Origin of the sequence: Salinivibrio sp. IB574, assembly GCF_001996205.1 — a bacterium.
Taxonomy (GTDB): domain Bacteria; phylum Pseudomonadota; class Gammaproteobacteria; order Enterobacterales; family Vibrionaceae; genus Salinivibrio; species Salinivibrio proteolyticus.
Window position 1 is genome coordinate 23281 of sequence record NZ_MUFN01000015.1, and the last position, 21810, is coordinate 45090.

Annotated in this window: 22 protein-coding genes; 16 read left to right on the plus strand and 6 right to left on the minus strand. The window is 50.1% G+C overall.

Translation table 11 applies throughout. From position 1 onward, the window contains the following. The first annotated feature begins 11 nt into the window (after positions 1 to 11). The 10 genes from bolA to dinB all read left to right on the plus strand — a co-directional run bounded on the left by bolA (position 12) and on the right by dinB (position 9077). A complete protein-coding gene (gene bolA, locus BZJ17_RS08965) occupies positions 12 to 320 on the plus strand; it encodes a transcriptional regulator BolA (RefSeq protein WP_077455570.1) in 309 nt (102 codons plus the stop codon). Positions 321 to 730: 410 nt separating this feature from the next. Next, positions 731 to 2071 (plus strand): Na(+)-translocating NADH-quinone reductase subunit A, encoded by a 1341-nt coding sequence (locus tag BZJ17_RS08970; RefSeq protein WP_069587443.1) that lies wholly within the window; start codon positions 731 to 733, stop codon positions 2069 to 2071. Between the two features lie 3 nt (positions 2072 to 2074). Beyond that, positions 2075 to 3316, plus strand: coding sequence for an NADH:ubiquinone reductase (Na(+)-transporting) subunit B (locus tag BZJ17_RS08975; protein ID WP_077640495.1), 1242 nt, complete (start codon positions 2075 to 2077; stop codon positions 3314 to 3316). Beyond that, positions 3306 to 4109, plus strand: coding sequence for a Na(+)-translocating NADH-quinone reductase subunit C (locus BZJ17_RS08980; protein WP_077640496.1), 804 nt, complete (start codon positions 3306 to 3308; stop codon positions 4107 to 4109). Before BZJ17_RS08975 ends, BZJ17_RS08980 begins: the two co-directional genes overlap by 11 nt. Continuing rightward, positions 4102 to 4734: an NADH:ubiquinone reductase (Na(+)-transporting) subunit D gene (locus BZJ17_RS08985; protein ID WP_069587440.1), complete on the plus strand. Its 633-nt coding sequence runs from the start codon at positions 4102 to 4104 to the stop codon at positions 4732 to 4734. The genes BZJ17_RS08980 and BZJ17_RS08985 overlap by 8 nt, the downstream gene beginning before the upstream one ends. Positions 4735 to 4740: 6 nt before the next feature. Then, positions 4741 to 5337 carry an NADH:ubiquinone reductase (Na(+)-transporting) subunit E gene (nqrE, locus tag BZJ17_RS08990; RefSeq protein WP_069587439.1) on the plus strand — a complete coding sequence of 199 codons (597 nt, stop codon included), beginning with the start codon at positions 4741 to 4743 and terminating at the stop codon, positions 5335 to 5337. A 31-nt stretch (positions 5338 to 5368) separates the two neighbouring features. Further along, positions 5369 to 6592, plus strand: coding sequence for an NADH:ubiquinone reductase (Na(+)-transporting) subunit F (gene nqrF, locus BZJ17_RS08995; RefSeq protein ID WP_069587438.1), 1224 nt, complete (start codon positions 5369 to 5371; stop codon positions 6590 to 6592). 84 nt (positions 6593 to 6676) lie between these two features. Continuing rightward, positions 6677 to 7693 (plus strand): FAD:protein FMN transferase, encoded by a 1017-nt coding sequence (locus tag BZJ17_RS09000; RefSeq protein WP_069587437.1) that lies wholly within the window; start codon positions 6677 to 6679, stop codon positions 7691 to 7693. Positions 7694 to 7723: 30 nt separating this feature from the next. Continuing rightward, a complete protein-coding gene (gene nqrM / locus BZJ17_RS09005) occupies positions 7724 to 7945 on the plus strand; it encodes a (Na+)-NQR maturation NqrM (RefSeq protein ID WP_069587436.1) in 222 nt (73 codons plus the stop codon). 82 nt (positions 7946 to 8027) lie between these two features. Beyond that, positions 8028 to 9077: a DNA polymerase IV gene (gene dinB / locus BZJ17_RS09010; protein WP_077455575.1), complete on the plus strand. Its 1050-nt coding sequence runs from the start codon at positions 8028 to 8030 to the stop codon at positions 9075 to 9077. Here the strand turns inward: dinB and BZJ17_RS09015 are convergent. After that, on the minus strand, positions 9074 to 10537 hold the full coding sequence (locus BZJ17_RS09015) for an aminoacyl-histidine dipeptidase (RefSeq protein WP_108743801.1): 1464 nt from the start codon (positions 10535 to 10537) through the stop codon (positions 9074 to 9076). The genes dinB and BZJ17_RS09015 overlap by 4 nt on opposite strands. Before the next feature lie 752 nt (positions 10538 to 11289). Between BZJ17_RS09015 and BZJ17_RS09020 the strand changes: the two genes are divergently transcribed. From BZJ17_RS09020 to BZJ17_RS09045, 6 genes are all read left to right on the plus strand, one after another. Next, complete coding sequence (locus BZJ17_RS09020) at positions 11290 to 12582, plus strand: NCS2 family permease (RefSeq protein WP_069587433.1); 1293 nt, start codon at positions 11290 to 11292, stop codon at positions 12580 to 12582. A gap of 56 nt (positions 12583 to 12638) precedes the next feature. Next, positions 12639 to 13094 carry a xanthine phosphoribosyltransferase gene (gene gpt, locus BZJ17_RS09025; RefSeq protein ID WP_069587432.1) on the plus strand — a complete coding sequence of 152 codons (456 nt, stop codon included), beginning with the start codon at positions 12639 to 12641 and terminating at the stop codon, positions 13092 to 13094. Between the two features lie 157 nt (positions 13095 to 13251). Then, the gene (gene frsA / locus BZJ17_RS09030) at positions 13252 to 14505 is read left to right on the plus strand and encodes an esterase FrsA (protein ID WP_077640549.1); all 1254 of its coding nucleotides are present in this window, start codon (positions 13252 to 13254) and stop codon (positions 14503 to 14505) included. Positions 14506 to 14619: 114 nt separating this feature from the next. Beyond that, entirely contained in the window at positions 14620 to 15021 is a 402-nt protein-coding gene (gene crl, locus BZJ17_RS09035; RefSeq protein WP_069587431.1) for a sigma factor-binding protein Crl, read from the plus strand. An 85-nt stretch (positions 15022 to 15106) separates the two neighbouring features. Further along, the gene (gene proB, locus BZJ17_RS09040; RefSeq protein ID WP_077640498.1) at positions 15107 to 16261 is read left to right on the plus strand and encodes a glutamate 5-kinase; all 1155 of its coding nucleotides are present in this window, start codon (positions 15107 to 15109) and stop codon (positions 16259 to 16261) included. A 19-nt stretch (positions 16262 to 16280) separates the two neighbouring features. Then, positions 16281 to 17534 carry a glutamate-5-semialdehyde dehydrogenase gene (locus BZJ17_RS09045; RefSeq protein ID WP_077640499.1) on the plus strand — a complete coding sequence of 418 codons (1254 nt, stop codon included), beginning with the start codon at positions 16281 to 16283 and terminating at the stop codon, positions 17532 to 17534. A gap of 83 nt (positions 17535 to 17617) precedes the next feature. On the opposite strand, the gene lipA is transcribed toward BZJ17_RS09045, so the two are convergent. The 5 genes from lipA to BZJ17_RS09070 all read right to left on the minus strand — a co-directional run bounded on the left by lipA (position 17618) and on the right by BZJ17_RS09070 (position 21809). After that, positions 17618 to 18583, minus strand: coding sequence for a lipoyl synthase (lipA, locus tag BZJ17_RS09050; RefSeq protein ID WP_069587428.1), 966 nt, complete (start codon positions 18581 to 18583; stop codon positions 17618 to 17620). After that, entirely contained in the window at positions 18580 to 19230 is a 651-nt protein-coding gene (lipB, locus tag BZJ17_RS09055; protein ID WP_069587427.1) for a lipoyl(octanoyl) transferase LipB, read from the minus strand. Before lipB ends, lipA begins: the two co-directional genes overlap by 4 nt. Before the next feature lie 84 nt (positions 19231 to 19314). Next, complete coding sequence (gene ybeD, locus BZJ17_RS09060) at positions 19315 to 19584, minus strand: DUF493 family protein YbeD (RefSeq protein ID WP_069587426.1); 270 nt, start codon at positions 19582 to 19584, stop codon at positions 19315 to 19317. A 142-nt stretch (positions 19585 to 19726) separates the two neighbouring features. Then, complete coding sequence (locus BZJ17_RS09065) at positions 19727 to 20899, minus strand: serine hydrolase (RefSeq protein ID WP_077640550.1); 1173 nt, start codon at positions 20897 to 20899, stop codon at positions 19727 to 19729. A gap of 91 nt (positions 20900 to 20990) precedes the next feature. Further along, positions 20991 to 21809, minus strand: a complete 819-nt coding sequence (locus BZJ17_RS09070; protein WP_077640500.1) for a septal ring lytic transglycosylase RlpA family protein — start codon at positions 21807 to 21809, stop codon at positions 20991 to 20993. Position 21810 lies beyond the last annotated feature (1 nt).

The window sequence follows — 21810 nt, forward strand, 5'->3', positions numbered from 1 at the left end:
TGGGAAGCAAAATGAAAATACAAACACAGATCACCGAGAAGCTCGAGCAGGCTTTTTCGCCTAGCTTTCTGGATGTGCGTAATGAAAGCTTTATGCATAACGTGCCAGAAGGGTCAGAGAGCCACTTTAAAGTCGTGGTGGTATCAGAGGCATTTGATGGTCAGCGTTTAATTCAACGTCACCGCGCAGTGAATGCGACCTTATCTGATGAGTTGGCCCATCATATTCATGCGTTGGCGATCCACACTTACACGCCGCAAGAGTGGACGTCACAAGCGCAAGCTCCGGATTCACCCGCTTGTCGCGGTGGGGGCAAATAGCGCCAGCGCTGATGTTGAGTTTTCACGTTGTGGCAACAAATTCTTACATAAATATGAGCGGTTCGGTGAGTGGTAACTGCGTACGGCTTTAGTTTCACCAGCACAGGCGCGCATTCGCATTGCCTGCTAAGGTGAACAAAAAAACAGCAGTGAAACTGTGACCTTACAGCGAGTATTGTTTGTACAGGTATGGATAATTGCCACGCTCCAGTGACAATACCCATAGAATCAACGCTGGGGTTAGTGATAGAATACGGCGCTTAAAGACTAACCTAGGCTACCTTTGTGTAACGATTTGGTTAGCAGGATGTTGCGACGGTGGGCCGTCATGGCCGCCAAACAGTCGAAAGTCGTGTCTTTAACTGCGCAATAACAGAATTCTTTTTCCCGTTAATGTAGTGCAAGTGCGTATGATTACAATAAAAAAGGGTTTGGATATCCCTATTGCCGGGACTCCTACTCAGGTGATAAATGACGGCCCAGCCGTCAAGAAAGTCGCCTTGCTTGGCGAAGAGTACGTTGGAATGCGCCCCACCATGCACGCGCGTGTGGGTGATGTAGTGAAAAAAGGTCAGATTCTTTTTGAAGACAAGAAGAATCCGGGCGTGAAATTCACTGCACCAGCAGCTGGTAAAGTGGTTGAAGTTAACCGCGGTGCCAAGCGTGTTCTTCAGTCTGTCGTCATTGAAGTCGATGGAAACGAGCAAGTCACGTTTAATAAATATGAAGCCTCACAGTTGGCATCGCTAGATCGCCAAGCCATTGTTGACCAACTGGTCGAGTCTGGCATGTGGACAGCGCTTCGTACTCGTCCTTTTAGCAAGTCGCCTGCGGTTGATGCCGTGCCGGAAGCTATCTTTGTCAATGCCATGGACACCAATCCGCTTGCTGCGGATCCGAAAGTGATCATTGATGAGCAAAAAGAGGCTTTCGTTGCTGGCCTAGATGTGGTTTCTCGCCTTACCGAAAAAACGGTATTCGTTTGTAAAGCAGACGTAGAGTTACCGACAAGCAAGCAATCAAACGTTGAGCAGCACGTCTTCGCTGGTCCTCACCCAGCTGGTCTTGTCGGTACCCATATCCATCACTTGCGCTCAGCAAGTATGGAAAAAATGGTATGGCACCTAAACTACCAAGACGTCATTGCATTTGGCCATTTATTCCTGACCGGTGAACTTAACACCGATCGCGTGGTTGCCTTAGCTGGCCCTATGGTCAATAAGCCACGCTTGGTACGTACTCAACTGGGCGCTAACCTTGATGAGTTGACGGACGGTGAGTTGATGGCCGGCGAGAGCCGCATTATCTCAGGCTCTGTACTCTCGGGTACCAAAGCGACTGGTCCTCATGCGTATCTTGGCCGTTTCCACCTGCAAGTGTCTGTATTACGCGAAGGTAATGAGAAAGAGTTGTTCGGTTGGTTATCTCCCGGCAAAAACCGCTTCTCTGTGACCCGTGCGTACCTCGGCCACCTGTTCAAAGGCCAACTTTTCAATATGACCACCTCGACCAACGGTAGTGATCGTTCCATGGTGCCAATCGGTAACTATGAGCGAGTAATGCCGCTGGATATCGAGCCGACTATGCTGCTGCGTGATATCTGTGCCGGTGATACAGATAGTATGCAACAGTTAGGCGCGCTGGAGTTAGATCCTGAGGATTTGGCACTTTGTACATTTGTCTGCCCTGGCAAGTACGAATTTGGCCCAATGCTCCGCGAGAGCCTGGAAAAAATTGAGAAGGAAGGGTAACAGATGAGCCTGAAAAACTTTTTAGAGCAAATCGAGCCACACTTTGAGCCAGGCGGTAAACACGAGAAGTGGTTTGCCTTGTATGAAGCGGTCGCGACCATTTTGTACACGCCAGGCATGGTGACCAAAGCTGGCGCTCACGTGCGTGACAGCATCGATTTGAAACGCATCATGATCATGGTGTGGTTTGCTGTGTTCCCCGCAATGTTCTGGGGTATGTACAACACAGGTAACCAAGCCATTATGGGCCTGAACCATTTATATGAAGGCGCGCAGCTTGCGCAAATCATTGAAGGGAACTGGCACTATTGGCTGACTGAGGCGATTGCGGGGCCGCTTGCGAGTGCAGGTTGGGGCACCAAAATGGTCTTGGGTGCCACCTACTTCCTGCCTATTTATGCCACCGTGTTTATCGTGGGTGGTTTCTGGGAAGTACTGTTCTGTATTATCCGTAAGCACGAAGTGAACGAAGGTTTCTTCGTGACCTCGATTCTTTTTGCACTGATCGTTCCGCCAACGCTGCCATTGTGGCAAGCCGCTTTGGGTATCACCTTTGGTGTGGTGGTTGCAAAAGAAATCTTTGGTGGTACAGGCCGTAACTTCTTGAACCCTGCGTTGGCTGGCCGTGCATTCTTGTTCTTCGCGTATCCTGCTCAAATCTCTGGTGATTTGGTATGGACCGCTGCGGATGGTTTCTCGGGTGCGACTGCACTGAGTCAATGGTCAACCGGCGGTGAAATGGCGCTGATGCACAACGTGACCGGTCAAACCATGACTTGGATGGACGCCTTCATTGGTAATATCCCAGGTTCAATGGGTGAAGTATCGACGCTTGCCATCTTGATTGGCGGTGCGGCGCTGGTTTACATGCGCATTGCATCATGGCGAATCATCTTGGGTACCTTCCTCGGTATGGTCGCCGCGTCAACCTTGTTCAATGTGATTGGCTCTGATTCCAACCCAATGTTTAGCATGCCTGCTCATTGGCACCTTGTACTGGGTGGTTTTGCGTTCGGTATGATGTTCATGGCGACGGATCCTGTCTCTGCTGCGTTCACCAATAAAGCAAAATGGTGGTACGGCATTTTGATTGGTGCGATGGCCGTGATTATTCGCGTGGTTAACCCTGCATACCCAGAAGGGATGATGCTGGCGATCTTGTTCGCGAACCTGTTTGCACCACTGTTCGATAACCTGGTGATTCAGGGCAACATCAAACGGAGACTGGCTCGTAATGGCAAGTAGTAACGATAGTATTAAAAAGACGCTGCTCGTTGTTATCGCATTGAGCTTGGTGTGCTCGATTGTGGTGTCTGGTGCAGCAGTAGCGCTACGTCCTTTGCAACAAATTAATGCAAAGCTAGACGTACAGAAAAACATCCTTTCTGTGGCTGGTATTGATGTCACGGGTGGCAAAAGTGCGATCAATGATGCTTACAACAAGTACATTGAGACTCGTCTAGTCAGCCTAGATGACGGTGAATTTGTTAGCCCTGRGACGGTCAACGTTGAATCGGCAGCTGATTACGATCAGCGTGCGGCTGCCAATGATCCGGCCTTGTCGAAAAAGCTGAGTGGCGATGAAAACATTGCTGATATCGGTCGTCGTCCTGACGTGGCCAAGGTCTACTTGGTTAAAGATGAAGCGGGCCAAACTCAGCGTCTGATTCTGCCCGTCAATGGTTCTGGCCTTTGGAGCATGATGTACGCATTCGTAGCGGTAGAACCCGACGGTAATACAGTTGCTGACATCGTTTACTACGAGCAAGGAGAAACACCAGGGCTAGGTGGTGAAGTTGAAAACCCGAAATGGCGCGCGCAGTGGGATGGCAAAAAGCTATTCAACGAGCAGGGCGAGCCAGCGATTCGCATCGTTAAAGGCGGCGCTCCTCAAGGTAGTGAGCACGGTATCGATGCATTGTCGGGTGCGACCCTAACCAGTAATGGTGTTCAGAACCAGTTTAACTTCTGGCTAAGTGACATGGGCTTTGGTCCATTCCTAGCAAAAGTTCGCGAGGGAGGCCTGATCGATGGCTGAAGCTAAAGAACTGAAGAAAAACCTTCTGTCACCGGTACTGGACAATAACCCGATTGCCTTACAGGTCCTCGGTGTTTGTTCGGCCTTGGCGGTGACCACACAGATGCAAACAGCATTTGTCATGACGTTGGCGGTGATGTTCGTAACGGCGATGTCAAACCTGTGTGTTTCTTTGATCCGTAACCACATTCCTAACAGCGTACGTATCATCGTTCAGATGGCGATCATCGCGTCGTTAGTTATCGTGGTTGACCAAACATTGAAAGCGTTCGTGTACGACATTTCTAAGCAGCTGTCGGTATTCGTTGGTCTTATCATTACCAACTGTATCGTGATGGGTCGTGCTGAGGCGTATGCGATGAAGTCGTCGCCATTGCCATCATTTATTGACGGTATTGGTAACTCACTGGGCTACGGCTTTGTGCTGATGACAGTCGCGTTCTTCCGTGAGCTACTGGGCTCTGGCTCAGTGTTTGGTGTGTCTATTCTACCTGTGGTCAATGAAGGGGGTTGGTATCAGCCAAACGGTTTGATGCTTCTGGCCCCATCTGCATTCTTCCTCATCGGCTTTTTGATTTGGATTGTGCGTACCTTCAAACCTGAACAAGTTGAAGCGAAGGAGTAATAGCACATGGAACATTATTTGAGCCTGCTAGTGCGCTCTATCTTCATCGAGAACATGGCGCTGGCATTCTTCCTTGGTATGTGTACCTTTTTGGCCGTATCCAAGAAAGTAAAAACCGCATTTGGTCTGGGTGTGGCCGTGGTTGTGGTACTGACCATCTCAGTGCCGGTTAACAACTTGGTTTACAACTTGGTTCTGCGTGAAGACGCGCTGGTGAAAGGCGTCGATTTGAGTTTCTTGAACTTTGTTACCTTCATCGGCGTTATCGCGGCGTTGGTACAGATTCTTGAGATGGTACTCGACCGCTTCTTCCCGCCGCTTTACAACGCGCTGGGTATCTTTCTGCCGCTTATTACGGTGAACTGTGCCATCTTCGGTGGCGTATCATTCATGGTTCAGCGTGATTACAACTTCGCAGAGTCAGTGGTTTACGGCTTCGGTTCTGGGGTGGGCTGGATGCTAGCCATCGTCGCCCTAGCGGGTATCCGTGAGAAAATGAAATATTCAGACGTGCCGCCAGCACTGCGTGGTTTGGGGATCACCTTTATCACAGTTGGTTTGATGGCATTGGGCTTTATGTCTTTCTCTGGTGTGCAACTGTAAGCCGGGTAAACTGCGAGAAAAGGAATAGTCAATGGACATTATTCTTGGTGTAGTGATGTTTACTCTGATTGTACTGGCGCTGGTATTGGTGATTTTGTTCGCCAAGTCCAAGCTGGTACCAACCGGTGACGTCACAATTGATATCAATGACGATCCTGAAAAGGCGATCGTTACTCAGCCAGGCGGTAAACTGCTTGGTGCACTGGCCGGTGCTGGTGTGTTTGTTTCTTCTGCCTGTGGTGGTGGTGGTTCATGTGGCCAGTGCCGCGTAAAAATCAAAGAAGGTGGCGGTGATATTCTGCCAACCGAGCTTGACCACATCACCAAAGGTGAAGCACGTGAAGGTGAGCGTCTGTCATGTCAGGTTGCTGTAAAGCAAGACATGAAGATCGAATTGCCAGAAGAAATCTTTGGCGTGAAGAAGTGGGATTGTGAAGTTATTTCTAACGACAACAAAGCCACTTTCATCAAAGAGCTGAAGCTGCGCATTCCTGACGGTGAGTCTGTACCTTTCCGTGCAGGTGGTTATATTCAAATTGAAGCGCCACCGCACCACATTAAGTACTCAGACTTTGATATTCCTGAGGAATACCGTGAAGACTGGGAGAAGTTCAACTTGTTCCGCTATGAGTCAAAAGTGGATGAAGAAATCATCCGTGCTTACTCAATGGCGAACTACCCTGAAGAAGAAGGCATCATCATGCTGAACGTGCGTGTGGCAACGCCACCACCACGTAACCCTGATGTGCCACCAGGCCAAATGTCGTCTTACATTTGGTCACTGAAGCCGGGTGATAAGTGTACGATCTCAGGACCGTTCGGTGAGTTCTTCGCGAAAGATACCGACGCTGAAATGGTCTTTATCGGCGGTGGTGCCGGTATGGCACCAATGCGCTCGCATATCTTTGACCAACTTAAACGTCTGAACTCAGATCGTAAGATCACCTTCTGGTACGGTGCACGTTCTAAGCGTGAAATGTTTTACGTTGAAGATTTCGATATGCTTCAAGAGCAGAACGATAACTTCAAGTGGTACTGCGCACTGTCAGATCCACTACCAGAAGATAACTGGGATGGTTACACAGGCTTTATCCATAACGTGCTTTATGAGAACTACCTCAAAGATCATGAAGCGCCAGAAGACTGTGAATACTACATGTGTGGTCCACCAATGATGAACGCAGCCGTTATCGGTATGCTGAAAGACTTAGGTGTTGAAGACGAAAACATCCTTCTGGATGACTTCGGCGGCTAAGATCACAACGTGTGACTTACCTTTTAATGGCTGGCCTTTGGGTCAGCCATTTTACGTATCAACCTCGCGTCGAAGGACACCCATATGAAGAAGTTTTGGTTAGGCTGTGTGGCAACGCTGACACTGCTCGTGGCTTTGGTCGGTTGTGAGCGTTCACCTGAGCTGGTCCATCTTAATGGCAGTACAATGGGTACGTATTACTCCATTAAGTACATTGCAACGGAAAACACGCCCGAGAAGGCTGTTATCCAAAAAGAAATCGATAAGCGTTTGGAGCTGGTGAATGACCAGATGTCGACGTATCGAGACGATTCGGAGCTGAGCCGTTTCAATCAACATCGTGCTGACTCTCCGGTTGAGGTATCTGACGCGACGGCGAAAGTGGTGAAAGAAGCGATGCGTCTTAACGCGTTCACCGACGGCGCGTTAGATGTCACGGTTGGACCGTTAGTGAATCTTTGGAGCTTTGGCCCTGAAAAACGACCAGAGAATATTCCGACCGACGAAGAAATCGCACAGCGAATGGCGATGACGGGGTTAGAGAGCCTGTCTTTATCGGGCAATCAGTTGACCAAAACCAATCCTGACCTTTATGTCGACTTGTCAACGATCGCCAAAGGATACGGCGTAGATGTGGTCGCTGAGTATTTGGCGTCACTTGGTCTCGATAACTATTTGGTTGAGATTGGTGGTGAGTTACAATTAAAAGGTGTGAACCAAGACGGTGTACCTTGGCGCATCGCGATTGAAAAGCCTAGTGCCGGCACACAGTCGGTGCAAGAGATTATTGAGCCTGGGGATATGGCGGTTGCCACGTCAGGGGATTATCGCAATTACTTTGAGCATGATGGGGTACGCTATTCGCACATCATTGATCCAGCAACAGGACGACCGATTCATCATCGCTTAGTGTCTGTCACTGTGTTGGACCCGTCTTGTATGACGGCGGATGGTTTGGCAACAGGCTTCATGGTACTTGGACCAGAGAAAGCCGTTGCATTGGCAAATCAAGCCAATATTCCTGCCTTTATGGTAGTGAAAACGGATGACGGTTTTAAAGAAATCGCATCTGAGGCGTTTAAGCCTTATTTAAAGCGTTAAATACGCAATAACGATAGTAGGTGAGCAATTATGTCAGTATTTCTTATCACCTTTGCTGTTTTTGTACTTGTGATTGCAGGGATGGCGATCGGCTACATCGTACAGCAAAAAACCATCAGTGGGAGCTGTGGTGGCCTAGGCGCAATCGGTATTGAAAAAGAATGCGACTGCCCAGAGCCGTGCGATGCACGTAAAAAGCGAGAAGCGCGTGCAGAGAAAACCCGTGAGTGGAAGAAAAACCAAATTATCTAGCCGAGACCTGACGCGATCAGGTGTACAGTAGATAGCCACCAGTGAGTCACTCTGTCTTATCTGGTGGCCATGCAGGATTGTCATGAAGAAAATCATCCATATCGACATGGATTGTTTCTATGCGGCAGTGGAGATGCGTGATAACCCTGCCTTACAACAGGTGCCTCTTGCGATTGGCGGGTCACCTGATGGGCGAGGGGTGATTGCAACCTGCAATTATCCCGCGCGTCGCTTTGGGATCCGTTCCGCGATGGCGACGGCTCAAGCACTTAAACTATGTCCCGGTCTGACGGTTATGCGTGGCAATATGGCCAAGTACCGCGCCGTTTCTCAGCAGCTTCATGCTATTTTTCATCGTTATACCGATATTATTGAGCCCCTCTCTCTTGATGAGGCTTACTTAGATGTTACAGATTGCGACAGTCATCAAGGCTCGGCAACCCGCATTGCAGAAGCGATTCGTCACACCATTCGCGACGAGCTATCATTAACCGCGTCGGCAGGCGTCGCGCCAATCAAGTTTCTCGCCAAAGTCGCCTCAGATATCAACAAACCGGATGGCTTATGCGTGATCACCCCTGACGAGGTCGACACCTTTGTGGCTGAGCTCCCTTTGCAATGCATTCCGGGCGTAGGACGTGTCACCTTAACCAAGCTTCATGAACTGAATTTGTTTACCTGTAGAGATGTGCAGTGTAGCGATCATGGTGAACTGATCCAGCGGTTTGGTAAATTTGGGCAGGTACTATGGCAGCGAGCACACGGTATTGATCGACGTCCAGTGCAAGTGGAGCGGATACGTAAATCCGTTGGCGTAGAGCGCACTTTATCGCAAGATCTTGCAGCGCTGAATGATTGTTTACAGTGGTTAGACACTTTATACGAAGAGCTCCAACGGCGACTCGAAAAAGCCGATGCGAATGGGCGGATTTGTCGCCAAGGGGTCAAACTCAAATTCAACGACTTTCAAACCACGACGGTTGCACACCGCTGTGAGCGGTTAGATCGAGGGCTATTTGATACCTTGTTGCATGAAGCGTTTTATCGAGGCGAGGGTAGAGCGGTGCGGCTGATTGGTTTGTCGGTAGGGCTGGGGGACGACAATGACCCCCAGCTAAGTTTACTCGCTTAAGCGCGCTTTTCAGGAATCGCTTTTAAGATAGCGCGCATTTGTTGCCAATAGTGACCCACACTTTCAATATTCACTTTCTCATCAGGTGAGTGAGGGAACTTAATCGTTGGACCAAACGAGATCATATCCATATCCGGATAAGGTTTTTTAAATAGACCGCATTCTAATCCCGCGTGGATCACCATGATATCAGGCTTACGCTGATAGATAGCTTCATAGGTATCGCGGAAAATATGCATGATTTCAGAGTCTGGATCAGGCTTCCACCCCGGGTATGCGCCGGAAAACTCGACGGTCACGTTCGCTAAACCGGCCAGTGAGCGCAGCATGCCTTGCACCATTTCTCGCCCTGAATCGATCAATGAGCGGATCAAAAACAATCCCGTAATAGTATGCTCATCGGTTTGGATAACGCCTAAGTTCAGTGAGGTTTCTACCACACCCGGAACATCATCGCTCATCCGTATAACACCGTTTGGCGCCGCGTTTAAGGCCGCGAGTAGCCGAGATTGTACGGCACGGGTCAATGGGTCGGCTTGATTGTCAGACGCATCGAGTACAACAGTGACGTTCTCCTCCAAGCGTCCCAACTCATCGTGAAGCAACTGCGCGTAGTTATCTATCGCCGCGGCTAATGCGTCTTTTTGCTCGACTGGCACGGCAATATCTGCAAAGGCTTCGCGCGGGATGGCGTTACGCAATGTGCCGCCTCGCAATGCAATCAGACTGACATCAACCTCACTGAGGTGATGGCTGAGCATGCGTGCAAGTAGCTTGTTGGCATTGGCGCGACCCGTGTGAATATCCACCCCAGAGTGGCCGCCTTTAAGGCCTTTTATACCGACAGTAAAACGCGCAAAATTGTCGCCGATGGGATGACGCTCGACCGGAAAGTGCATGCTAGCATCGACGCCGCCCGCACAGCCCATGTAGATTTCCCCTTCTTGTTCGGAGTCTGTGTTCAGTAACACTTCCCCTTCAAGCCAGCCTGCTTCTAGGCCAAATGCACCGTCCATCCCAGCTTCTTCGTTGGTGGTGAGCAACACTTCGAGCGGACCATGTTCAATGTCATCAGCCGCTAAGACGGCAAGGCAGGAGGCCATTCCAATACCGTTATCGGCGCCTAATGTCGTGCCATCCGCCGTGACCCACTCGCCATCGATATAAGGGCGAATCGGATCGGTGGTAAAGTCGTGCTCGGTGTGCTCGTTTTTCTGCGGCACCATATCAAGGTGGGCTTGTAGTACTACACCTTTGCGGTTTTCCATTCCCGGCGTCGCCGGTTTGCGGATAAAAATATTGCCAGTGGGATCTTGGCGAACCTCTAAGCCTCGGCCTTTCGCCCAATCGACAATGAATGCTGCCAATTGTGCTTCGTGGTAAGAGGGATGTGGAATAGCACAAATCTGGTCAAAAAAAGCCCAAACAGGCTGGGGTGATAATTGGCTGATCTCAGACACGGTAGACTCCATTTTATTTTATTGTTGGCCTTTTAAACAGTAGGCCTTACTGAAATAGATGGACTTTACCAAGCATACCACTGTCGACTAGGTGGTGACAGTCGCAGGATCAAGGGAAGGAAAAACAGAGTGCATGCCGGATATCTAGGCGTGGCAGGCGTAATAAAACTACCAAATATGAACTTTTTGTGACTCTAGTCACTCTATTGCTTGTAATATAATTACGTGTGGGTTATTATCTAGACACTGATAACACAGGTTATCGATTGTTCATGGAGTGAACCCGAGTATTCGCCTCCAAGGAACCGAGACAAAATGTGAACAACATTAGGTTTAAACTTGAGAGAGGTAAAAACGATGGAAGGTATGGTATCTAACTACTACTGGAACCAACAGTCAGTGTATACCAAAGGATTTACGTATCCGGCGCCGTTCGGGTACCGCAAGTAAGTTTTACGATTCCCCCGCTCTTACAGAGACATTTCTGATCCAGAAGCAAACGCTTTAGTTCTGGCGCCACAACAATGTTGTGGCGTTTTTTTTATGGGTGGTATGTCAGGTGCCTGATAAGCCAGTCATGATAGACAATCTTGTTGGCAACCATCACGAGAGCCATGACATTCCGATCAATTCATGCGGTTTCGTGCTGGAAATTTCCTTCATCGATCGGTAAGATTTGCGCCAATTTTTGACACGCAAACGTTTTCCTTTTGCATCTTATGATGCGCCACCTTTTATTCGGGATACCAACGATGTTAGAGCGTTTATTTAAACTCAGCGATCATGGCACGGATCTTCGCACCGAAGTTATTGCCGGTGTGACCACCTTCCTCACCATGGCCTACATCATTTTCGTGAACCCATCTATTTTGGCTGAAGCAGGAATGGATAAGGGCGCCGTATTTGTTGCCACCTGTTTGGCTGCTGCCGTCGGCTGTTTTGTGATGGGAATTGTCGCCAACTATCCGGTCGCTCAAGCGCCAGGTATGGGCCTTAACGCTTTCTTCACCTACACAGTGGTGCTGCAAATGGGCCACTCGTGGCAGGTTGCGCTGGCTGCGGTGTTTATTTCGGGCTTGTGTTTTATTCTACTCAGTGTGTTGAAGATTCGTGAGTGGATTATCAACTCGATTCCTATGTCACTGCGCACCGGTATCTCGGCGGGTATCGGTTTGTTTTTAGCGCTCATCGCACTGCAAAATGCGGGGATCGTTGTGGATCACCCGGCAACCCTTGTCGCACTGGGTGATGTGACGGCATTTGCGCCAGCGATGGCAGCACTCGGCTTTTTCCTCACAATTGGTTTGGTGCATCGTGGCCTAAAAGGGGCGGTCATGATTGCGATTTTAGTGGTCACCGTGATTGGTATTGTCGCGGGGGATGTCCCTTACCATGGCGTGATGTCTGCGCCGCCAAGCCTCGCGCCGACCTTTATGCAGCTTGATTTTGCCGGAGCCCTTGAAGTTGGTCTGGTGTCTATTGTGTTCGCATTTTTGTTTGTTGACCTCTTTGATACTGCAGGAACCTTAGTGGGTGTGGCACAGCGCGCGGAACTTTTGGACAAAGATGGTAAACTGCCGCGTTTAAATCGTGCATTACTGGCAGACAGTACCGCGACATCGGTCGGGGCGCTTTTAGGCACGTCGAATACAACCTCATATATTGAAAGTGTGTCAGGGGTAGCAGCGGGTGGCCGTACAGGACTCACTGCTGTCGTTGTGGGGATCTTATTCTTGCTTGCGCTATTTTTTGCGCCGCTCGCAGGTATGGTCCCAGCGTATGCAACAGCTGGCGCTCTCTTTTATGTTGCGATTTTGATGATGTCAGGTCTTGTAGGGATTAACTGGCGAGATTTGACTGAAGCCGCACCGGTGGTCGTGGTGTGCTTGCTGATGCCGCTCACTTACTCGATTGCGAGCGGGATTGGCCTTGGCTTTATTGCGTTTTGTGCCGTAAAAACCTTTGCGGGCAAAGGGCGTGAGGTCCCTGTCAGTATCTGGATCTTGGCTGGATTGTTCTTACTCAAGTTCGTTTTCTTGGTGTAAAACAGCCGCCCACATTGACGTTATAACAAGGCGAGAAACGCCACGAGGTTTTCATCATGAGTAACAAGTTCATCATCACCTGGGACAACATGCAGATGTACACACGCCAATTGGCGGAGAGGCTGCTACCCGCTGACCAGTGGCAGGGAATTATTGCTGTGAGTCGCGGTGGCTTAGTGCCTGCCGCCATTCTGGCCCGTGAGCTAGGCATTCGCTATGTCGATACGGTGTGTATCTCGAGCTACGATCATGATCATCAGCGCGATATGCGTGTCGTGAAACAAGCACCGGGGGATGGTGAAGGCTTTATTGTGGTGGACGACTTGGTTGATACAGGCGGAACTGCAGAAATGGTGCGCCAACTCTATCCTAAAGCACGCTTTGTGACTGTAAGCGCCAAACCGGCGGGTAAGCATCTTGTTGACGATTATATCGTCGATATTGCGCAAGACACATGGATTGAGCAGCCGTGGGATATGGCGGTGAGCTATGTGGATCCGATTGCCAAATAATAGCCAGCAAGGTTATTGATAATCTGCTGTCAACAAAACGTCGCACACAGTTGCGGCGTTTTTTCGTTTCTAGGGACGCGATTGACTGAAAATCATGGCCTTGCTGTGAGTATGGTTTACACTAGGAGCGTCATAAACTGAACGCTCGGGAGTGAACGTGTCGGAAAGCGAATCTCAAAATTTGTCGGTCAAGCTGTTTGCCAAACACAGACATGCCAAAGAAACGTCGACATTGTTTGGCGCTATCCAGCAAATCGATCAAGCGAGTTATTCGGCGTTTGATGGAGATAGTGAGCGCAGCTGGTATCGAATGCGGCGTCGTGGACAATGGACGTGGCAAGGAGTGGATCCGGTAGAGATGGAAGCCATTTTTGCCCGTATTGCTCATTCGGATAATTCACGCTCCGTCGACAGTCTGCTGGATACGGTAGAAGGCTACCGCTCGGGAAATTGGAACTACGAGTGGACAGCAGTGGGCATGCAGCACCAAAAGCGCGCCCAAGCGCTGGCAGACAAAGGGGAGCATCAAGCAGCGAGTCAGCAATGGCTGCAAGCCTGTACCTATTTCGGTATCGCGGCGTATCCTCACCTCAAAGGCGATACGCTCGCTTTGCAATCGGAAACGCTGGCCTACAAAGCCTTTGAGCATGCCATGGATAAGCTTCCCTTCACGGTTAAAACCGTAGAAACAACGCTCGATGGCAAATCGCTAAAAGGTTACCTGTATCTGCCAAGAACCGATGCGACTCTGCCGGTGGTTATTCTCAGTGGCAGCTTAGACAGTTTGCAAACCGATTTATGGCGGGTATTCGTCGATTACTTTGCTCCCGCAGATATCGCGGTATTGACCTTAGATATGCCCTCAGTGGGGCACAGCAGTCATTGGCATCTCAATGAAGATACCAGCCGCTTACATCGTGCCATGTTAGATAAACTGGCGGAGGTACCTTGGGTAGATCACCACCGCGTGGGCACTATGGGGATCCGGTTTGGCGCCAATCCGGCGGTTCGGTTAGCCTTTCTTGAACCACATAGAGTCAAAGCGAGTGCGGCGCTGGGAGGCATCGTGCATTCGCTATTAACCAATGCACAAATGATGAAGAAAATGCCACCCATGTACCTCGATACACTAGGGTCGCGGCTCGGTCGCCATATTCCTATCGACACGCTTCGGACACGCTTGCAGGCGTGGTCACTCAAAAACCAAGGCTTACTCACCGGACGGCGCACCGATGTGCCCATTTTAGCCTTGAGCTTAAAAGATGATCCGGTTTGTCCTGAATCCGACAATAAACTGATTGCGACCTATAGTCGTGGTGGTAAAGCGGTGACATTGCCGAATACGCCTTTGCATGACGGCTATCATCGTGCGTTGTGTGAGACCGTCTCTTGGTTTGCCAATATTTTGTAACTAAGATGGCGAAGGTGTGATCGAGTACGGAAAGCGGGGGATTGGCGTTCACCTGACCGATAACGTCATGATATACCTTGAGCTTAGGTAGATAGAGTGCCACTGGAGGACACCATGACCCAAACGCTTCCGCTTTCTCATGGACGGTTAAAAACACGTTTTACTGCGCTGGGCCCGTATTTTCGTGATGGGCAATCTGATGAACAAAGCTATTTTTTCGATAGTCTGTCTGTCTGCGTCGATGCGAAAAAGGAGCCCGACGCGCGCGAATTCTGGGGCTGGTGGCTAGTGCTTACCCCAGAAGACGATGGGTTCCGTTATCACTACGGTTATGGCCTCTATGACGAGCACGGGGAATGGTTAGCAAAAGCCGTCCCTGCCAAACAGCGCGCTGAGGTTGAGAAAACCCTTGATAGTTTCTACACCAAATTATGCCAATTGGTGGTCGATGAACTATCGCTTTCCCTTTCCCCAAGTCAAAAACTGACCGAGCCTGAACTCGCCCTTTCTAACTAAAACGTGATTTGCCTGATTTCAGTCCTTGTTAAATGGGCATGGGATTGATAAAAGAGACATCTATCTTTTAGTCAATCAGGCAATCATGACAGTTCAAGACGCGCTTCGAGACGGTGACATTGCAGCCACCGTCTCTTCTCAAACCATCGTTGTAAAATTAGGCACCAGTGTGCTGACTGGCGGTTCGCAACGCCTTGACCAAGCCCACATGGTTGAGTTGGTTCGTCAGTGCGCGCGCCTGCGCCAACAAGGCCATCAAGTGATCATTGTCTCTTCGGGAGCGATCGCTGCTGGGCGAGAGCACCTTGATTATCCGGTATTGGCTGACACGGTCGCCAATAAGCAGATGCTCGCAGCCGTCGGGCAGTGCCGTTTAATTCAAACCTGGGAGCATCTTTTCAGTCTTTATGGCTTTCAAGTCGGACAGATGCTGCTGACCCGCGCTGATTTGGATCACCGCGAGCGTTTTCTCAATGCGCGAGACATGCTCCATGCTTTACTCGACAACGGCATCATTCCCATTGTGAATGAAAATGATGCGGTGGCGACATCTGAGATCAAAGTCGGTGATAACGACAACCTCTCAGCGCTGGTGGCAATTTTAGCTAACGCAGACAAATTAGTGCTGCTTACCGATCAACCCGGACTCTTTACGGCGGATCCGAGAACGCAACCCGATGCCGAGCTTATTCGGGAAGTCCATACGATTGATGAAACCTTACGCAAATTAGCGGGAGGCAGTGTTACAGGTCTTGGCACCGGTGGCATGGCAACGAAACTGCAGGCTGCAGATATTGGGCGACGTGCGGGCATAGAAGTCACGATTGCCGCTGGCAGCAAGCCTGAAGTGATCCAAAACGTGGTCGCCGGTAACAGCGCAGGCACTCGATTCTTGCCGCTAGAAAGCCCATTAGAGAGCCGTAAACGCTGGATTTTAGCCGGACCACCTCCTGCGGGAGATATTACTATTGATACCGGTGCGGTGACGGCAGTGACGCAAAAAGGTAGCAGCTTGCTGAGTAAAGGCATCGTACGCGTCAAAGGCGACTTTGCGCGTGGCGAAGTTGCACGCATTTACTCTGTAGAGGGGCAATGCCTTGCGCGCGGTATTTGCCGTTATTCCGCGGCCGATCTTCGCCGTATTGCAGGTGCACATAGCCAACAAATCGCAGATATTTTAGGCTATGAGTATGGACCGGTAGCCATACACCGAGACGACCTTGTCGTTATTGGCGATTAATAAAAGAGATGCACACAACATGAGTTTACAAATGATGGGGAAAGCGGCCAAAGAGGCGGCTTACCAACTCGCTACAACTTCCACCACGAAAAAAAATCGCGCGCTGACCTTCATTGCGGACGAACTAGAGGCGCAACAAGCGAGTATTTTAGCGGCTAACCAAACAGACTTAGAAGCCGCACGCGCGGCGGGTATGAGCGAAGCGTTGATCGACCGCTTAGCACTCACGCCCGCACGTTTATCGGCGATTGCTGCAGATGTGCGTAATGTGGTGTCGTTGCCCGATCCGGTTGGGCAAGAGTTTGACCATAAAGTGCTCGAAAATGGCCTTTCTTTATCGAAGCGGCGTGAGCCTCTGGGTGTTGTCGGTGTGATTTATGAAGCGCGCCCTAACGTCACCATCGATATTGCCGCACTGTGCCTAAAAACGGGCAATGCCAGTATTTTACGTGGTGGTAAAGAAACTTTTGCGACCAACCAAGTATTGGTCACTGTGATTCAATCTGCACTGAGGAAGGCTGAACTACCGCAATCAGCGGTGCAATACATCGACAAGCCTGACCGAGAATTGGTCGCAGAGCTGCTGACCATGGACGAGTACGTGGATATGATTATTCCCCGCGGCGGTGCTAGTTTGCATAAAATGTGTAAGCAAAACAGCACGATTCCGGTGATTATTGGTGGTTTTGGGATCAGCCACTTATATGTGGATCAAAGTGCCGATCTTGAACGTGCTCCGGATGTGATCATTAATGCGAAGACAGACCGTCCATCCGCTTGTAACGCTTTGGATACGTTATTGGTGCACAAGCAAGTCGCGGCACAGTTGTTTACACGCCTGATCCCAGCGCTTAACGCACAGAAACTGAAGGTTGTCGCAGCGAATAGTGCCTTGCCCTACCTTGACGGTGTCGCACAGCTTCGTGAAGCCGCTGAGGGAGACTTTGATACTGAATGGTTGGGTCCAACGCTCGGTGTTGCTGTGGTTGACGATGTGCACGACGCGCTCGGTCATATGCGCGAACACAATGCGAGCCATTCAGATACGATTCTGACCAATGATATTGATGCTGCCGAAGCCTTTATCAATGGTGCGGGCTCGGCTGCTGTCTATGTCAATGCTTCAACCCGTTTTACTGACGGTGCCCAGTTTGGTTTAGGCGCGGAAGTGGCCGTTTCAACGCAAAAGCTGCATGCGCGCGGCCCGATGGGACTCGAAGAGCTTACCACGTACAAGTGGGTCGGAAAAGCAGATTACCTGACGCGTCAATAACCTAAGCATACAAACGCAAGTTATTTGCAAAATGTAAAAAAAGCCGCGCTAGCGCGGCTTTTTTGTATTCTCAGCATAGAGACTTATTTAATCTCGACACCTTTGGCTTGCAAATCAGCATGGTATGAAGAGCGGACAAAGGGACCACATGCAGCATGGGTAAAGCCAAGATCCAGCGCGATAGCTTTGAGCTCATCAAACTCTTCGGGCGGCACATAACGTTCAACCGGAAGGTGATGGCGGCTTGGCGCAAGGTATTGACCTAATGTCAGCATGGTGACACCGTGGGCACGTAGGTCTTTCAGAACCTCAATGATCTCTTCCTTGGTTTCGCCCAAGCCCATCATGAGTCCAGACTTAGTAGGAACATCTGGGTGCATGTCTTTGAACTTTTTCAGCAGATCCAGTGACCACTGATAGTTGGCACCGGGGCGCGCTTTACGATACAAGCGAGGCGCTGTTTCTAAGTTATGGTTAAACACATCCGGTGGATTGTCACGCAGGATATCTAGGGCGCGATCCATTCGGCCTCGGAAGTCAGGTACCAAGGTTTCGATTTTGATCTCTGGGTTGAGCGCACGGATCTCACGGGTACAGTCGGCAAAATGCTGTGCCCCGCCATCGCGAAGGTCATCGCGGTCAACTGAGGTGATCACGACATAACGAAGCTTCATGTCTTTAATAGTTTGCGCCAGATGCTTGGGTTCGTCCGCATCAGGGGCAACCGGACGGCCATGGGCGACGTCGCAAAATGGGCAACGACGGGTACAAATCGCACCCAAAATCATGAAAGTGGCGGTACCGTGGCTAAAGCACTCTGCCAAGTTTGGACAGGAGGCCTCTTCACACACAGAGTGGAGGTTGTTTTTGCGCATCGCATCTTTAATTTCTTTGATGCGAGAGGTTTCGGCAGGGAGCTTGATCTTCATCCAATCAGGCTTGCGCAGCACTTCTTTTTGCTCGGTCGGCATATTTTTGACCGGGATAAGCGCCATCTTTTCGGCATCGCGGTACTTAACGCCGCGTTCCATCTGAATCGGTTTGCTCATAAATCGCTGCTTTCCGTTGTAACCTCAACCTGAGTATATCCCAGTTGTTGAGTTAAAGTGTCTACTAGCACAGGTTGGACGTCTGTTAGGGTTGCGCCTTCAACCTGATCACTCAGTTGCGTCATCGCCATCCCCGCATACCCACAGGGGTTAATGCGTTGAAATGGAGATAAATCCATATTGATGTTGAGTGCCAGTCCATGGAATGAGCACCCGCGACGAATACGGAGCCCAAGGGAACAGATTTTTGCGCTATCCACATACACACCGGGCGCATCGGGACGCGCGTAGGCGGTTACGCCATAATGGGCGAGGGTAGCGACAACGAGATTTTCAATATGGCTAACCAGTTCTCGAACGCCGACTTTTTTACGTTTTAAATCAATTAAAAAGTAAACGACTAACTGGCCGGGACCGTGATAGGTCACTTGTCCCCCTCGATCTGATTGTACGACGGGGATGTCTCCAGGGACCAAAACGTGTTCCGGTTTACCCGCTTGACCTTGGGTGAAGACGGGATCATGTTCGACCAACCAGACTTCGTCACAAGTATGTGCATCACGGCTATCCGTGAAGTCACGCATCTGTTGCCAGGTTTGCGGATAAGGTCGGCGGCCCAGATATCTAACAACTAGTTGGTGCTGCAAACCGATTACCCATATTGTTATCTGTGGGGGTATTATAGAGGTTGGCGGCGTGATTAAAAGCCGCCAGCCGTGTGGGTATTCTGATTAAAGAACCATACGAACGATTTCGATCTCGCCAAGTTCTTTATACAAGGTTTCTACTTGCTCAATAGAGGTGGCAGTAATGGTCACCGATACCGAGTGATAGTTACCTTTTGCGCTAGGTTTCACCTTTGGGCTGTAGTCGCCTGGCGCATGTTGCTGGATCACACCTAGAACAAGGTCCGGCAGTTCAGGCTTAGCATGGCCCATAACCTTGTAAGTAAACTGACAAGGAAACTCCAGCAAGTCTTTTAGTTTTGGTTGCTCTTGCATGTTAACTCCCAATGGGCAGGCCGAGAACGGCATACCTATGTGCGATGGATCACGATTAACGCGAAATACTAATCTGCTCTGGGACAGAAAACAAGCCGCCCACCAAGTTGGTGGGCGGGAATGGGACTAAATGGAAAGCGGCTTAGCCCAGTAAGTTTTGAAACATCATAACAATGTAATCAATTAACCGGCTGAATAATCCACCTTTTTCGACGTCGTTCAACGCAACCAGAGGGTATTCGGCAACATCTTCGCCATCCACTTGATAGAACAGCTTGCCTACGACATCCCCTTTGCTGATCGGTGCTTCAAGGGTTTTTTCCAGCACGAAGCTCGCTTTTAGATCTTGTGCTTTGCCGCGAGGAAGTGTGACGTAGGTATCTTCGGTCACCCCGAGTGACACTTCATCGGTATCCCCCATCCACACTTTTTCAGTCACAAAGGTTTCATTTGCTTTGTGTGGGGCGACGGTTTCGAAGAAACGGAAGCCATAGTTCAATAGCTTTTTACTTTCAGCTTTACGTGCGTTAGCACTTTTGGTGCCCATCACGACAGCAATCAAACGCATCTCGCCTTCAGTGGCTGAGCTCACCAAGTTATAGCCGGCACCATCGGTATGGCCCGTCTTAATACCGTCAACGTTAAGGCTCTTGTCCCACAATAGGCCATTGCGGTTGTATTGGGTAATCCCGTTGTAGGTAAACGCTTTCTCTTTGTAAATGCGGTATTCCGCTGGCACATCACGGATCAGCGCCTGCGCCAGCAACGCCATGTCATAAGGGGTAGTGTAAAGATCTTTAGAATCGAGGCCATGCACATTCGAGAAATGCGTGCTGTCCATGCCCAGTGTTTCACCCCAACGGTTCATCAGATCCACAAACGCATCTTCAGAGCCCGCGACATGCTCCGCCATCGCGACACAGGCATCGTTGCCTGATTGAATGATAATGCCTCGGTTAAGGTCGGCTGCTTTCACCGTGGTCCCGACTTCGATGAACATCTTGGATGAACCCGGGAAGTTTTTCGCCCACGCATTTTCGCTGATCACCACGTCATCATCCATGGAGATGTTACCGCGCTCAACCTCTTGGCCAATCACATAACTGGTCATCATCTTGGTGAGGCTGGCCGGGTTAAGGCGTTTGTAGGCATTATTTTCGGCAAGGACTTCACCGGAGTGGTAGTCCATAAGCACGTAGCCCTTGGCGGCAATTTGTGGAGCATCGGGTACAACAGCGGGCGCAGCTTGGGCCGTCACTGATACGAAAAGCGCAGCAGATAGCAATGTACGCATGCRGGAAACGGATTTTTTCATCATTTTTAGTACTTTTGTCGGTTATCGATGTCGATACTGTAAGCTCACTATACCAAATTGGGCACAGAGAGACAGGCTCGATTCCTTTAACTCACTGATTGTTTGTTTTAGCACTTGTGACAGATGTGTCTTCATTAACAAGTGCTTCGGTGACGATAAAAGCGCCCGGCAGTTGATGCTGTTTAGCGACTTGCATCGCTTGCTGAGCTTGGCCACGGTCGTAAAACGGACCAAAACGCACACGATACACTTGGTCGCGGCGAGCAATGTGGGTAGGTAGACCGTGTGCTTTCGCTAATTGTTCCGCATTTTGGTTGGCTTTTAAGCCATCGGACAATGCAAGCAACTGGACATAGTACGCATGATGGCGGGCCGAATGCCACTCATCTTGCGCGGGTTTCTCTGGGGAGATTAAACGAAGTGCGACTGGTGCGGTACCTGTTTGCAAAACACCGAGCTTTTTTGCAGCCGCATAGCTGAGATCAATCAGGCGCTCGTTATGGAAAGGGCCGCGATCGTTGACGCGTACAATCGCTTTTTTACCGTTATTTTGATTGGTGACTTCGACGTAGCTCGGCAAAGGCAAGGTTTTGTGCGCCGCAGACATGGAATACATGTCATACACTTCGCCATTAGAGGTTTTATGGCCGTGGAATTTTTGGCCGTACCAAGAGGCAATACCCGCCTCTTGGTAACCGTGAGGCTCACGGAGTATTTCGTAGCGTTGACCATTTAAGGTGTAGTCTTTGTTGCCAGCTAAGCTATAAGGCTCATACCTTGGCTGGGCATCATCAGTGTGCACCTGCTCAGGAAGACGCTCGGGTGCTTGGTCGTCAGCCATTTGATACCGGCCCTGTTGCGCACTGCACGCGCTCAGGAGCATGGCGAAAAGAATTACAATCGCTCGCATG

Coding starts and splice junctions, on each gene's coding strand:
- bolA (WP_077455570.1), top strand. CDS start 12: ATGAAAATACAAACACAGATCACCGAGAAGCTCGAGCAGGCTTTTTCG.
- BZJ17_RS08970 (WP_069587443.1), top strand. CDS start 731: ATGATTACAATAAAAAAGGGTTTGGATATCCCTATTGCCGGGACTCCT.
- BZJ17_RS08975 (WP_077640495.1), top strand. CDS start 2,075: ATGAGCCTGAAAAACTTTTTAGAGCAAATCGAGCCACACTTTGAGCCA.
- BZJ17_RS08985 (WP_069587440.1), top strand. CDS start 4,102: ATGGCTGAAGCTAAAGAACTGAAGAAAAACCTTCTGTCACCGGTACTG.
- nqrE (WP_069587439.1), top strand. CDS start 4,741: ATGGAACATTATTTGAGCCTGCTAGTGCGCTCTATCTTCATCGAGAAC.
- nqrF (WP_069587438.1), top strand. CDS start 5,369: ATGGACATTATTCTTGGTGTAGTGATGTTTACTCTGATTGTACTGGCG.
- BZJ17_RS09000 (WP_069587437.1), top strand. CDS start 6,677: ATGAAGAAGTTTTGGTTAGGCTGTGTGGCAACGCTGACACTGCTCGTG.
- nqrM (WP_069587436.1), top strand. CDS start 7,724: ATGTCAGTATTTCTTATCACCTTTGCTGTTTTTGTACTTGTGATTGCA.
- dinB (WP_077455575.1), top strand. CDS start 8,028: ATGAAGAAAATCATCCATATCGACATGGATTGTTTCTATGCGGCAGTG.
- BZJ17_RS09020 (WP_069587433.1), top strand. CDS start 11,290: ATGTTAGAGCGTTTATTTAAACTCAGCGATCATGGCACGGATCTTCGC.
- gpt (WP_069587432.1), top strand. CDS start 12,639: ATGAGTAACAAGTTCATCATCACCTGGGACAACATGCAGATGTACACA.
- crl (WP_069587431.1), top strand. CDS start 14,620: ATGACCCAAACGCTTCCGCTTTCTCATGGACGGTTAAAAACACGTTTT.
- proB (WP_077640498.1), top strand. CDS start 15,107: ATGACAGTTCAAGACGCGCTTCGAGACGGTGACATTGCAGCCACCGTC.
- BZJ17_RS09045 (WP_077640499.1), top strand. CDS start 16,281: ATGAGTTTACAAATGATGGGGAAAGCGGCCAAAGAGGCGGCTTACCAA.
- lipA (WP_069587428.1), bottom strand. CDS start 18,583: ATGAGCAAACCGATTCAGATGGAACGCGGCGTTAAGTACCGCGATGCC.
- ybeD (WP_069587426.1), bottom strand. CDS start 19,584: ATGCAAGAGCAACCAAAACTAAAAGACTTGCTGGAGTTTCCTTGTCAG.
- BZJ17_RS09070 (WP_077640500.1), bottom strand. CDS start 21,809: ATGCGAGCGATTGTAATTCTTTTCGCCATGCTCCTGAGCGCGTGCAGT.